We start from the raw sequence: 14,004 nt of genomic DNA, 5'->3' as shown, positions 1-14,004 counted from the left end.
TGTCGACCCTGGACCGTCCGGCCGTACGGCTCCGCGTACGGGACGGCCCCGACTGCTCCGCGGTGACCTGCCCGGTCACGCGTGGCGATGTACGGTGCCGCCGCTCGGGCGTTCCCGCCGGGGGAGAGGCCGCTGCCGGCGGGTTGGTGTCCGAGGCCGTGGCGTGATGTGCCGGGCCGGCTGCGGATCGGCGTTCGTCTCGCTGCTCGTTGCGACGGTGACCGGTCGGGAAGCGGTTGGTTTCGGGTCCTGGTGAGCCGGTGCTCGGCGTGGCGTCGGAGCGATCCGACGGCATCGTCGCGCGTCGGGGCGCAGTGGCCCGGGTCGTACCGGTCCATCGGGCCGGGGCCGCAGTGCCGGCCGTCGACGTGACGGCTCGCGGCGGGCTCGACCTCCTGGGGTGTCCCGGACGGCACCTCATGCGTCGGATCATGCGTCGGAGCCGATCCTGGCGACGAGGAGACAGGCGTCGTCCTCGCGCTGCTCGTCGTCGAAGCACTCGACGACGGCCCGTACGCACTCCTGTGCCGTCCGGGCCGAGGAGAACCGGGGGGCGAGGGAGAGCAGTCGCTCGGCTCCCGCCTCGGCGCTCGCCGGCACGCTGCGCGGCGCCAGCCCGTCGGTGTGCAGGACGAGCAGGTCGCCGGGGGCCAGCACCTCGGTGCGCTGGGTGTACGTCGCACCCGAGGTGGCGCCGAGCAGCACGCCCTCCGGGGGGCGCAGCGCAAGCCCCGTCCCGTCGCGGAACAGCAGCGGGGCGGGGTGGCCCGCCTGTGCCCAGGTCAGGGTGCGGGCGGCGGGGTCGTACAGGCCGCAGACGGCGCTGCCGAGCGCGGGCTGCGGGGAGACGTCGAGCATGTGGTTGAGGTAGCCCATCAGCGGGCCGGGCTCCACGCCGGCGACGGCCATGCCGCGCAGCGCGCCGAGCAGGGTGGCCATGCCGGAGGTGGCGGCGACCCCGTGGCCGGTCAGGTCGCCGACGCTGAGCAGCGTGCGGCCGTCGGGCAGTTGGAGTGCGTCGTACCAGTCGCCGCCGACCAGGGCGCTGATGGCGGAGGGGAGGTAGTGCGCGGCGAGGTCGAGCGCGCCGGTGCCGGTGGGGAGCGAGAGGGTGCCGCGCCAGGGCGGCAGGACGGCCTCTTGGAGCTCGACCGCGAGCCGGTGTTCGGTCTGGGCGATGTGGCGCTGGCGCCGCAGCGAGTCCTGGGTCTCGCGCACGGCCTGCTGGCTGCGGCGTAACTCGCTGACGTCGCGCAGCACGGCCCACATGGAGCCGGTGCTGCCGTCGGCTTCGAGGACCGGCTCGCCCATCATGTGCACGGTGCGCTCGCCGCTGATCGGACGGATGATGCGGAACTCCCCGTCGATCGGCTTCCCGTCCACCAGGCAGTCGGTGACCATCGCCGTCAGTGCGGACTGGTCCGCGGGGTGCACGCAGGAGGGGAGCTCGTCGAGGGAGAGGCCGCCGTCGGATGGGCGCCGGCCGAAGATCTCGTAGAGCTCGGCGGACCAGGTCACCTCGTCGGTGAGGAGGTTCCATTCGGCGCTGCCGACCCGGCCGGCCGAGGCGCGCCGTTCCGGCTCGGGGGGCGCGGCGGGTAGCCGTTCGCCCGGCGGCGCCTCGTCGGGATCGACGGGCAGCCCCTCACGGAGTTGGCCGAGGTGCTCGCCGAGGCCGTCCAGGTGGTGGACGGCGAGCTCGCACAGGGCACGCTGCCAACGTGCGCGCGGATCCTCGAACTGCTCGTCCTCGATGCTGGACTCACGTCGAACGGCGTCGAGGCCGCCGCGCAGGTGTTGCGTTTGTGAGATCAGTGCATCGAGTGCGCCGCTCTGGGGCGGCTGCGGAGCGGAACGGTCCGCGAAGAGGGGCGACGGCATGGGACGTACTCCGATACAGGCGCGGCGCGACCAGTTAGAAGGAAGGGCCGGTGACGACTGTTGCACAGGCTGCGACAGTCTGTAAGGGATTTGGCAATACCCGATACGGTGGTGCTTCTGGCATATGTCACCGGCCTCTCGTGGATATGCCGGTGGGATCGGCGGAGCCGGCGCTTCCGGGTAGGCTGCGGCGCTTGGGACCGCGCGGGCGCTGTCGTTCATCAGGCATACCGACCGCAGACATCGGCAAGAATGCCGGTCGAAGGAAATCCCGTTGCCAGCCGAACCCCCCGCCCCGGATGCTGACCCCATGTTCGATCCAGACATAGCGCCCAGCGGCTCCCTGCTCGGTCTCCTCCAGCGAGGCCGCGGCGACGGGACCCTGCACGCCCTCGCGGCGCCGCGGGCCGAGGCGCTCTCAGCGCTGCACCACTGCGTGCTGCGCGACCCACGCCGTGACTGGCAGGTGGAGAACCGCTCGCTCTACTACGCCAGGCTCTGCATGGAGCTCGACGGCGGACTTGAAGAGATCGAACAACACCTCTTCCATCCGGACGACCTCATCGACACCGCCGAGGAGCGCACCGGACTCACCCTCGCCGTGCTCGGCCACCTCGCTTCGTACGGGCGTGATGACGCCCTGCACCTGCTCCGCCGGTACGCCGCCACCGGCGGGAACTGGCAGTGGGCGCTGGACGAGTTGGCGCTGCGCGACGACGACAGCGGACTGCGCGCCCTGAGCGGCCTGGTGCTGGCCCGCTTCCCGCGCACCCCCGAGGGCGAGGCCAGGCTCGCGGCCGTGGCCAGGGACGCCTTCGAGCCGCGGCCCTGGCGGCTGTGGGCGGAGGACACCGCCGAACCCGAGAACGCCGCCCGGGTGCGCGCCGCACTGGAAAACGGCTGCTTCGACCGCTGGCAACGACAGCTCAGGCCGGCCGGACCGCGGCCCGGCTGGAGCGTGCGCGAGGTCCTGGAATGGGCCCAGCAGGGGCTCGACGCGCACCCGACCCAGCACCGCCACGGGCCGGCCGCCCGCTGCCTGACCGCGGTCGCCGGGCCCGAGGACCTCCCCGAGGTCATCGCGGCGGCGGCGGACGGCCCGGACGCGGCGCGCGCCACCGCCCTGCGGTACCTGGCCGAGCAGCACGCCCCCGAGGCGCTCGGACTCATCGAGGCCGCGGCCGATGCGCCGTCGACACTGGTGGCCGATGCCGCGATAGCCGCCTTCGAGCGCATGCGCAGCACCGCGGCGCTGGCCAGGGCCAGGAGCTGGGCGCGGCGCGATGACGCGCTGGGCGTCGCCGCCGCCGCGCTGCTCGCCCGCAGGGGCGGCCCGCACGACACCACCGCCGTGCTCGGCACCCTGCGGCGCGTGGTGCGCACCGAGGGGCCCGACGCGCCGGCGCTGTGGGAGCTGGTGGACGGCGCGGGCCGGCTGGCCATCGGCTGTGCCGCGCCCGTACTGCGCCACATCTACCGCGAGACGTCCTCCTCCCACCTGCGCGGCAGGGCGGCGCGCGCGCTCGCAGCCACCGACCCGACCTTCCCGGCCGGGTTCGCCGTGGAGTGCCTGTGGGACTGCGAGGAATCCACCCGCGAACTGGCCGCCCGGCACGCCGCCACCGCCGACTCCCGCGTCGTGGAGCGGCTGCGCAGCCTTGCCGCCGACCCGGCCGAGGAGGCCGAGGTGCAGACGGCCGTGCGTAGCCGGATCGACCCGGACACGGCCTCGCTCTGAGCCCTGCTCGGCCCCCGGCCCCGCCGGCGCCCCGGCCCCGGCCCGGACGCAGCCCCGCCGGCCCTGGCTCCGGCCCGGGCGTCTGTGCGTCGCTCCGGCCCTGGCCCGGGTGGTTGCACGCGGTCATCGATGCGGTCGCGGCCGGGGTGACCGTTCGGGACTGGCTCGCGCTCTGTCGACATGTCGTCTTACGTGGCGTTGTCGGGTGACGCAGGTGGTGCTGCTGCTTCGCCTGCTGGCTGTCTGCGGGCCTTGCGACGGGCCGTCTGCCGGTCCCCCTCCGCTGGTCCTCCGGCGCCGACCGTTCGGCGATCTCTGCCTGCTCGTACGGGCGCTCCGGCGCGATGTGAGGGCCGGGCGGATGCGGAGTCGGTCACATCGGGACACCGGCCCGTCGGAGCGCTCCGCGGAGAGGCGGGTGAGCCGCGGGAGCGGGTCGGGTCCGCCGGAGTCGTCGGGTGGGCGGCCGGGTGGGGGAGTCGGTCGGGCGGAGCCGCTGCGTGGGTTCGGGGGGTGGGGCGATTTCCGGACAGACCCGCACGGCAGGGCAGAACCCGCACCCAGCAGCGGCGAACGCTCATGGGACGTTTCCTGATCGGAAAGATCCACGTGGCCCGGGTCACGTTCCGCGCGCCGACAACACCGGTATGCGTGTCGCTATCGTCACCGAATCCTTCCCGCCAGACATCAACGGCGTCTCCCACTGCGCCGTACAGACCGCCCAGCACCTCGCGCGGCGCGGTCACGAACCCCTGGTCCTCGCCCCGGCCGGCGCGCACGACTGTCCGGCCGACAGCGACGGGACCCACCCCTACCCGGTCGTCCGCGTGCCCTCGCTCGGCCTGCCGGGCTACCCACAGGTACGGGTCGCCCTGCCCAGCCGTCGGCTCGCCGCGACCCTGGCCGCGCACCGTGCCGACGTCGTCCACCTGGCCAGCCCCTTCATCCTCGGCGTGCGCGGCATGGCCGCCGCCACCCGGCTGCACCTGCCCACCGTCGCCGTGTACCAGACCGACATCGGCGGTTACGCCCGTACCTACCTCGGCACCGGCGAGGGCGCCGCCTGGCGCCGGATCCGCGCCGTGCACGCCGCGGCCGACCGCACCCTGGCCCCCTCCACCGCCGCCGCCCGCGACCTGGCCGAGCACGGCGTGCCCCGGATCGCGCTGTGGCCGCGCGGGGTGGACACCGAGCGCTTCCGGCCCGCCGCCCGCGACCCGGAACTGCGCCGCACCCTGGCCCCGGGCGGAGAGCTGATCGTCGGATACGTCGGCCGGCTCGCGCCCGAGAAGTGCGTGGAACTGCTCGCTCCGGTGGCCGGTCTCACCGGCGTCAAGCTGGTCGTCGTCGGCGACGGGCCCAGCCTGCCCAGCCTGCGGACCGCGCTGCCGGGGGCGGAGTTCCTCGGCCGCCGCACCGGCGAGGAACTGGCCCGCATCTTCGCCTCCCTCGACGTCTTCGTCCACACCGGACCGCAGGAGACCTTCTGCCAGACCGTGCAGGAGGCGCAGGCCAGCGGCGTACCGGTGGTGGCGCCGGCCATCGGTGGGCCCACCGACCTGGTGCAGCACGGCAGGACCGGGCTCCTGGTGCCCCCGGGTGACTCGGCAGCCGTGGCCGACGCGGTCCGGATGCTGGCCGAATCCCCGCGGCTACGGGCCGACATGGGCCGCGCCGGCCGCACCTCTGTCGAGGGGCGCACCTGGGAGATGGTCGGCGACCTCCTGATCGACCACTACGCCGAGGTGCTGGCCGAGCGCGCCGGGCGGGTCACGGAGGGCCGGGCCGCATGACGCAACCACGTACCGCCCCGCAGGCCGGCGGGCCGCTGCGGATCGTACGCATCGCCAACTTCATCACCCCCACCTCCGGCGGGCTGCGCACCGCGCTGCGCGAACTCGGCGCCGGTTACCAGGCCGCCGGGCACGAGCCGGTCCTGGTCATCCCGGGCGAGCGGCCGTCCGACGAGGCCACCGCGCAGGGGCGCGTGATCACCGTCCCCGGTCACGAACTCCCCGGCACCGGCGGCTACCGCGTGCTCACCGGCCGGCGCACGCTGGCCGGGCTGCTCGACGGGATCGCCCCGGACCGCCTTGAGGTCTCCGACCGCACCACGTTGCGCTGGACCGGCGAGTGGGCCCGCCGGGCCCGGGTCCCGGCCGTCATGGTCTCCCACGAGAGCGCCGACGCCGTGCTCCGTACGTGGGGCGTCCCGCCGTCCGCCGCCGCGTTCGCCGCCGACCGGCTCAACCTGCGTACGGCCCGCGCCTACACACGCGTGGTGTGCACCACCGAGTGGGCCGCGCGCGAGTTCGTCCGGTTGGGCGTGCGCAACCTGGTACGGGCGCCGCTCGGCGTCGACCTGGAGCGCTGCCACCCCTCCTGGTACAGCGCCGCGCTGCGCGCCCGCCAGGTGAGCGGGGCGACGCTGCTGCTGGTGATGTGTTCCCGGCTCTCGCCCGAGAAGCGGCCGGGGCGGGCCCTGGACACGGTGGCCGAACTGCGCCGGCGCGGCGTGGACGTGCACCTGGTGGTGGCCGGCGACGGGCCGCTCCGCCCCCGACTGACCGAACGCGCCAGGACCGAGGGGCTGCCGGTCACCTTCCTCGGCCACGTGGCGCACCGGGCGGAGCTCGCCGGCTGGCAGGCCAGCGCCGATGTGGTGCTCGCGCCGGGACCGGCCGAGACGTTCGGGCTCGCCGCGCTTGAGGCGCTGGCGTGCGGTACGCCGGTGGTGGTCAGTGCGTCCTCGGCGCTGCCCGACATCGTCGCCACGGCGGGCGCCAGCGCCACCGACGACGGGCCGGCGTTCGCCGATGCCGTCGAAGGCGTGCTGGCCACCCCCGAACCCGACCGCCGCGCCGCGGCGCGGGCCCGGGCGGAACAGTTCGGCTGGCCCGCCGCGGTCGCCGCCTTCCTGGCCGCCCACGATGCCGCGCCGCTCGGTGCTGCCGCGTCCGGGCCGGCCTCCGGGCCTGACCTGGCCACCGTGCCGGCTGCCGCCTCGGCCTCGGCCTCGCCCGCGGGGCCCGCCGCGGGAGCCGACCGCGCCGGGGAGCCGGCGCCCGGGCCGGCCGGAGCGGTCCGACCGGTGGCACTACGCGCGGTGCCCCCGGCGTCCGGGGGCCCGACGTGACGGCCCCCGGGGCACGCGCCGTTCTGCCCGGGGCACGCGCTATACCGCCCGGGACGGTGGCGTGATGCGGCCTGACCTGGGCGCGCCGGGGGCTGCTGGAGGGGCGGGGGCGGGTGATCCCGTGACAGCCTCGGACATGGGTACGGCCGCCACGGCCGGCGGTGGGGCCGCGGCGGCGGAGGGCGTGACCTCCGTGGCGGAAGGGTCGGCCGGCGGCGTGGCGAGCGGCCCGCGCGGCGGTGGGGCGGCCGTGGCGGGCGGGACGGGAGCGGGCGGCCTGGCGGCGGCCCCCGACCCGGGCCCGGCTGCCGCGGCGGCGGGTGGGGGCATCTCGGATGCCGGTGGCCCACACGTGCCGTTCAGGTTCGTGGCGCTGGGGGACTCGCTGACCGCGGGCGTGGGTGATCCGGTGGCCGGGGGTGGGTGGCGCGGGTGGGCGGCGTTGCTGGCGGGCGCGCTGGTGGGGGCGGAAGCGGCGCCGGGCGTGGCGGTGCAGCCCGGTGGCGGCCCCTGGCCCGTGGCCAGGCCCGCCGCCGGGCCGCGCCCCGAGCCGTGGCGGGTGGCGCACGTGGAGTTCGTCAACCTGGCCAGGAGCGGTGCGTTGGCCACCGAGATGGCGCACGCCCAGTTGCCCACGGCCCGCAGATCGCGGCCCCAGTTGGCGTCCGTCGTGGTGGGCGGCAACGACACGCTGCGGGCGGGGTTCGACATCGAGGAGGTGGCCACGGCCCTCGACCTGACGATGCGCCTGCTGAGCGCCGACGGGGCGTTAGTGCTGACGGCGTGCCTGCCCGACCCGGGCCGGGCGCTGGGCCTGCCCAGGCCGCTGGCCGCGCCGCTGACCCGACGGATGCGGGCCCTGAACACGGTCATCCACGTGCTGGCCCGGCGCTACGGCGCGGTCCACGTCCACCTCGCCGGCGGCACCTGGGCCGCCGAGCGCGCGGCCCGCAGCGTCGACCGGCTACACCCCAGCGAACTCGGCCACCGGCTGCTGGCCCGGGAGTTCCACGCCGCGCTCGGGCGTCGCGGCGCGCTGCTCGGGCCCGCGCCGTCGACCGTTCCCGACGGGCCGCGGCCCACCTTCGCAGGCGGCTCCTGGTGGCTGGCCACGCGCGGTTCGCGCTGGGTCGTCGACCGCTGCCGCGACCTCCTGCCCGACCTGGTGCGGCTGGCGGCCCTGGAGAGCAGCCACCGACTACGCGGCACCGGCCACCTCCTCGACGCCCGTACCCGCACGAGCACCCGCAGCGCACTGACCGCCACCCGCCGCGGCCCAGTGGGCCCGCTGGGCGCGGGCAGCCCGGCATGAGGGGCGGGCGCCGCCCGCTGCCTCCGCCGGGGCCCGCCGACGGTGGGCCCCGCGGGGGCGGCGGGCCCGGGTCGGGGCGCGGGGAGCGGCCGTGCGGGTGGCCATCCTCATCGGTGCCGGTCTCTATCCGCAGTGACCTGCCTCGCCGAAGAGCGGTCTCACCGACGTTTGACCGGCTCCCAGCGAACTGCTGGCCCATCGCCCAGGGCCGCTTGCCTTGCCTACACGGGAGACGGGCCGACCGTGTTCACGATGGGGTCGACGAGCTGGCGAAGGTCGGAGACGTCGCGGTAGAGCACGGCGGTCATGCCGGCCTGGCGGGCGGCGTCGACGTTCGCCTGGCTGTCGTCGACGAAGGCACAGCGGTGGGCGGGGACGCCTGCACGCCCAACGGCGATCTTGTAGATCTCGGCGTCCGGCTTGGCGACGTGGACACGGGAGCTGTTGACCACGTGGTCGGCCAGGTCGGTGAGGCCGAGCTGGGCAAGATCGCTGTCGAGCCAAACGGTGGCGTTGGTGACCAGTACGACCGGGATGCTACGGCGGACCTGCCGGATCAGCTCGACCACGTGCTGGTCCGCGCGAGAGGGGGCGTGGGCGAACGCCGTGGCGAGAGCGGCTGCCTGCTGGGTCGGAACCTTGGCGGCCAGGGCGTCGGCGATGGATGCGGCCCACTGGGCCCGGCTGATCCGGCCGAGCAGCAGCGGCAGGTCCCGCTCGGGAGCGAACGCGATCTCCATCGTGGTGCCGGAAGGGAGGCCCGCGGCCTGCTCCAGGCGGTTCACCTCGTCCAGGTCGTAGAAACGGATGACGTTGTCCAGGTCGCACAGCAGGGCATCGAATGCGAGGTCGCTCATAGCCGGCGAGCATGGCAGAGCACTCGAAGGCGCCCGCCTTCCGGATGAGACAGGTCACGCAGAACCGACCCGTCCAGGGTCCGCCCCCGGCCCCGTACGTCCCTCCCGTACGCGGGCGCCAGGCGCCATATGCCACCGCACCGGTTCCGTACGCCTCGGTCCCAGGCCCCGCCCGCCTCCCGGACGTCTGCGGACGCTTTCGGAGGTGCCCCACCCGCCGGCCGCTGCGACCTTCCACGGCCCGGCCGTGCCGGTGGCGCCAGGGGGCACCGGGCGGTCGTCGGTGCCGGTCCACGGCCCGGGCCGCCCCCGCGCGCCCGCCCGCGGTGCCCGCCCCGCCAGGGGCACCCGTACGCCCGTCCGGCTCCCGGCCCGCCCGCCCCGTGCGCGCCCCGCTGCGACACTGGAGGGATGACCACCGGACGCTGGGAGTTCTGGATCGACCGGGGCGGGACGTTCACGGACGTCGTGGGGCGGCGGCCGGACGGGCGGCTGGTTGCCAGGAAGCTGTTGTCGCACCATCCCGAGCGCCGGCAGGACGCCGCCGTGGCCGGTATCCGGGCCACCCTGGGGCTCGGCGCTGACGAGCCGTTGCCCGTCGAGCGGATCGCCGTCGTCAAGATGGGCACCACCGTCGCCACCAACGCCCTCCTCGAACGCGCAGGTGAGCCCACCGTCCTGGTGGTGACCGAGGGGTTCCGAGACGCGCTGCGCATCGCGTACCAGAACCGGCCGCGCATCTTCGACCGGCGGATCGTCCTGCCCGAGGCGTTGTACGAGCGGGTCATCGAGGTGCCCGAGCGGCTGGACGCGCACGGTGCGGTGGTGCGCCCGCTGGAGCTCGACGGGGTGCGGGAGCAATTGCGGGCGGCCCGTGCCGACAGGCTGCGGGCCGTCGCCGTCGTCCTCACCCACGGCTACCGCCACCCGCGGCACGAACGGGCCGTCGCCGCGCTCGCCGAGGAGCTCGGCTTCCCGCAGGTGAGCTGCGGGCACGAGGTCAGCCCGCTGATGAAGCTGGTGCCGCGCGGCGACACCACCGTCGTCGACGCGTACCTCTCGCCGATCCTGCGCCGCTACGTCGCCGAGGTGGCCCGCGAACTGCGGGGCGTACGGCTGATGTTCATGCAGTCCAACGGCGGGCTGCGGGAGGCGGCGCGGTTCCGCGGCAAGGACGCGGTGCTGTCCGGGCCGGCCGGTGGCGTCGTCGGCATGGTGCGGGCGGCGGCCGACGCCGGGTACGAGCGGGTGATCGGCTTCGACATGGGCGGCACGTCCACCGACGTGTCGCACTACGCGGGAGAGTTCGAGCGGGTCTACGGCAGCGAGGTCGCCGGGGTGCGGATGCGGGCCCCGATGATGAACGTCCACACCGTCGCCGCCGGCGGCGGATCGGTGCTGCACTTCGACGGCCAGCGCTACCGGGTCGGCCCCGAATCCGCCGGCGCCGTGCCCGGGCCCGCCTGCTACCGCCGCGGCGGCCCGCTGACCGTCACCGACGCCAACGTCATGCTCGGCCGGGTGCACGGCGCGCACTTCCCCGCCGTCTTCGGCCCGCACGCCGACCAGCGGCTGGACACCACCGTCGTCCGCGCGCAGTTCAGTGCGCTCGCCGACCGGATCGCCGCCGCGACCGGCGACCGGCGCGGCCCGCACGAGGTGGCCGCCGGCTTCCTCGACATCGCCGTGCTCAACATGGCCAACGCGGTCAAGAAGATCTCCGTACAGCGCGGCTACGACATCACCCGGTACGCCCTGACCAGCTTCGGCGGCGCCGGCGGCCAACACGCCTGTGCCGTCGCCGACGTGCTGGGCGTCACCACCGTCATCGTGCCGCCGCTGGCCGGAGTGCTCTCCGCGTACGGGATCGGCGTGGCCGACGCGACCGCGATGCGCGAGACGGCCGTGGAGGCCGACATCGGCGACGCGGCCGGGCTGGCCCGGGTCCGGGCGGCCGGCGCCGAACTGGCCCGCCGCACCCGGGCCGAACTCGTCGCCGACGGCCTGCCCGCCGCCGCGATCACCACCACGACCCGCGTCCACCTGCGGTACGCCGGCACCGACGCGACGCTGCCCGTACCGCTGACCGACGCCGCCATCATGGCCGCCGACTTCGCCCGCGCCCACCGCGCCCGCTACGCCTTCACCATGGACAAGCCGCTGATCGCCGAGGCCGTCGCGGTGGAGGCGAACTGCCCGCCGAGCGGTGACCGGGGGCCCGCCTCGGAGCGCAGCGAACCGGAGACCGCCGCCCGGGGCGACGCAGCGCAATCCGCCGCACGGGCCAGTGGACCGGAGACCACCGCCCAGGACCGTGGCGCACCGGCCCGCGCCGTGCCGGTCCACGACACCGTGCGGATGTTCGCCGCCGGACAGTGGCGGCGAACACGCCTGTACCGGCGCGCAGCACTGCGCCCGGGCGACACCGTCGACGGGCCCGCCATCGTCGTCGAGGCCGATGCGACCACCGTCGTCGAACCGGACTGGCGGGCCACCGTCGGCGCGCCCGGGCACCTGCTGCTCACCCGGGCGCGCCCGCGGCCACCGGCCGCTGCCCTCGGCACCGGCGCCGACCCGGTCCTGCTGGAGGTGTTCAACAGCCTCTTCATGGCCATCGCCGAGCAGATGGGAGTGCGCCTGGAGAACACCGCGCACTCCGTCAACATCAAGGAGCGGCTCGACTTCTCCTGCGCCCTCTTCGACGCCGCCGGCAACCTCGTCGCCAACGCCCCGCACATCCCGGTGCACCTCGGCTCCATGGGCGAGTCGATCAAGGAGGTGCTGCGCCGCAACGCGGACGACCTGCGCCCCGGCGACGTGTACGCGATCAACGACCCGTACCACGGGGGCACCCACCTGCCCGACATCACCGTCGTCACCCCGGTCTTCGACGACGCCGGCGCGCACCTGCTGTTCCTCGTCGCCTCGCGCGGGCACCACGCCGACGTCGGCGGCAGCACCCCGGGTTCGATGCCCGCCTTCAGCCGCACCGTCGAGGAGGAGGGCGTGCTGTTCGACAACTGGCTGCTGGTGCGCGACGGCCGGCTGCGCGAGGACGCCACCCGCGCGCTGCTCACCTCGGCCCGCTACCCCTCCCGGGCGCCGGAGACCAACCTCGCCGACCTGCGCGCCCAGATCGCCGCCAACGAGAAGGGCATCAGGGAACTGCGCCGGATGGTCGACCAGTTCGGCCTGGACGTCGTGCGCGCCTACATGGGGCACGTCCAGGACAACGCCGAGGAGTCGGTGCGCGCCATCATCGCCGGGCTGCGCGACGGCAGGTGCCGCTACGAGACCGACAGTGGCGCGGCCATCGAGGTCGCGCTGCGCGTGGACCGGCGCACCCGCAGCGCCGTCGTCGACTTCACCGGCACCTCGCCCCAGCAGCCCGGCAACGCCAACGCCCCCAGTTCGGTGGTGCTGGCCGCGGTGCTCTACGTCTTCCGCACCCTGGTCGCCCGCGACATCCCGCTCAACAGCGGCTGCCTCAAGCCGTTGGACGTCCGCATCCCCGCCGGCTCGATGCTCGCCCCGACCTACCCGGCGGCCACCGTCGCCGGCAACGTGGAGACCTCACAGGCGGTCACCGGGGCCCTGTACGCGGCGCTCGGCGTGCAGGCCGAGGGCTCCGGCACGATGAACAACGTCACCTTCGGCAATGACCGGGTGCAGTACTACGAGACGGTGGCCAGCGGCTCCGGCGCCGGCGACGGCTTCGACGGCACCGACGCCGTGCAGACCCACATGACCAACTCCCGGCTGACCGACCCCGAGGTGCTCGAATGGCGCTATCCGCTGCGCGTGGAGACCTTCGCGGTGCGCCCCGGCAGCGGTGGGCGCGGGCGCTGGCACGGCGGCTGCGGGGTCACCCGGCGCATCCGCTGCCTCGAACCGCTGACCATCGCCCTGCTCACCGGCCACCGTCGGGTCCCGCCGTACGGAATGGCCGGCGGCGAACCGGGCGCCACCGGCACCAACCTGCTGGAGCGGGCCGACGGGACGGTGCAGCCGCTGGACGGCTGCGACGTGGTACGGGCCGCGGCCGGTGACGTCCTGGTGGTGCACACGCCCGGCGGGGGCGGGTACGGGCGGTGCGCTGACGGGGCGGGAACGGGGGAGGGGCCGGGGGAGGACGGGCGCTGAGTTGGGGCGTGGGTGTGGGCGTCGTGCGGGCAGGAGGGGCGGGGGCGGACTGGCCCACCCGCGCGAGAGCCGTGGCGTGTGGCCCGGAGCGGTCGGGCGGCTAACTTTTTTAAAGGTCTCTAAGGATTTGTCGACAACAAGCTGTCTCGCGATGCTGTTGCACGGATGGGGGACCGAGCCGCGCTAGCGGCCGATCCCCAGGGGGCATCCACCGGGAGGATGGGAAGGCTCGCGCCGGGGACCAGCCAGCCCGGTCGTGGGGTGCAGGTCACCCGACGGCCGCGGGCGCTGCCCCGGGCCGGCTGCCGGCCCCCGCCGTCGCGAGACGGCGAGGCGCCGGGCCGACCATCGACGCCGATGGGCTCCGCGCACTGAGTCAGCGCGGAGCCCATTCGGCTGTTCGCCCACGGTTCGCCGGAGCGCGTGGGCTGTTCGCCCGCCATTCCCCGCCTGCCCGTCCGCTGCTCGCCGGCGGGCGGCTGCCGAGGGCAGTGGCGATCCCGGTGGGACGGCGGATGCCCACGGGTCAGTGGATGCCTGCGGGTCAGCGGAGACGCGAGGGGCGTGCCCGGTACGGCAGGAAGCGCACCGGTGTGCCCGGTACGGCCTGGGCCGCCGCGGGCAACGCGTCCGCGGGCACCACGCCGATCACCGGGTAGCCGCCGGTCGTCGGGTGGTCGTGCAGGAAGAGCACGGGGCGCCCGTCGGGAGGCACCTGGACGGCGCCCAACACCAGCCCCTCGCTGGGGAGTTCGCCACGCTCGGCCCGTTCGAGCGCGGGCCCGTCCGTACGCAGCCCGATCCGGTTGCTCGCGGCGGAGACCACGTACGCGGCACGGCCGATGGTGCGCAGCGCGTCGGCGGTGAACCAGGTGTCGCGCGGGCCGAGCGCCAGCGGCAACGCCAACTCCCGTGCCGGGCCCGGGGGGGGGGGGGG

Annotated in this window: 7 protein-coding genes and 1 pseudogene; 5 read left to right on the top strand and 3 right to left on the bottom strand. The window is 75.2% G+C overall.

The annotated features are described in order from the left end of the window. Positions 1–429: 429 nt before the first annotated feature. On the bottom strand, positions 430–1,881 hold the full coding sequence (locus tag ACMA1D_RS21945; RefSeq protein WP_414725720.1) for a PP2C family protein-serine/threonine phosphatase: 1,452 nt from the start codon (positions 1,879–1,881) through the stop codon (positions 430–432). A 310-nt stretch (positions 1,882–2,191) separates the two neighbouring features. On the opposite strand from ACMA1D_RS21945, the gene ACMA1D_RS21940 reads away from it, so the two are divergent. From ACMA1D_RS21940 to ACMA1D_RS21925, 4 genes are all read left to right on the top strand, one after another. Beyond that, a complete protein-coding gene (locus ACMA1D_RS21940; RefSeq protein ID WP_414725719.1) occupies positions 2,192–3,619 on the top strand; it encodes a HEAT repeat domain-containing protein in 1,428 nt (475 codons plus the stop codon). Positions 3,620–4,266: 647 nt separating this feature from the next. Next, positions 4,267–5,412 (top strand): glycosyltransferase family 4 protein, encoded by a 1,146-nt coding sequence (locus ACMA1D_RS21935; RefSeq protein ID WP_414725718.1) that lies wholly within the window; start codon positions 4,267–4,269, stop codon positions 5,410–5,412. Continuing rightward, on the top strand, positions 5,409–6,755 hold the full coding sequence (locus tag ACMA1D_RS21930) for a glycosyltransferase (protein ID WP_414725717.1): 1,347 nt from the start codon (positions 5,409–5,411) through the stop codon (positions 6,753–6,755). The genes ACMA1D_RS21935 and ACMA1D_RS21930 overlap by 4 nt, the downstream gene beginning before the upstream one ends. A 121-nt stretch (positions 6,756–6,876) precedes the next feature. Beyond that, a complete protein-coding gene (locus ACMA1D_RS21925; RefSeq protein WP_414725716.1) occupies positions 6,877–8,067 on the top strand; it encodes an SGNH/GDSL hydrolase family protein in 1,191 nt (396 codons plus the stop codon). A 221-nt stretch (positions 8,068–8,288) separates the two neighbouring features. On the opposite strand, the gene ACMA1D_RS21920 is transcribed toward ACMA1D_RS21925, so the two are convergent. Next, positions 8,289–8,924 carry an HAD family hydrolase gene (locus ACMA1D_RS21920; protein ID WP_414725715.1) on the bottom strand — a complete coding sequence of 212 codons (636 nt, stop codon included), beginning with the start codon at positions 8,922–8,924 and terminating at the stop codon, positions 8,289–8,291. 411 nt (positions 8,925–9,335) lie between these two features. Here ACMA1D_RS21920 and ACMA1D_RS21915 point away from each other — a divergent pair, with 411 nt between their 5' ends. After that, entirely contained in the window at positions 9,336–13,067 is a 3,732-nt protein-coding gene (locus ACMA1D_RS21915; protein ID WP_414725714.1) for a hydantoinase B/oxoprolinase family protein, read from the top strand. A 544-nt stretch (positions 13,068–13,611) separates the two neighbouring features. On the opposite strand, the pseudogene ACMA1D_RS21910 reads toward ACMA1D_RS21915, so the two are convergent. Beyond that, positions 13,612–14,004 (bottom strand): annotated as a pseudogene (locus ACMA1D_RS21910) (allophanate hydrolase subunit 2 family protein); the annotation flags it as partial.

The organism is Streptomyces sp. 796.1, assembly GCF_047525675.1.
Taxonomy (GTDB): Bacteria; Actinomycetota; Actinomycetes; order Streptomycetales; family Streptomycetaceae; genus Streptomyces.
Note: the sequence above shows the minus strand (reverse complement) of the source record. Positions and strands in the feature narration are given on the sequence as shown.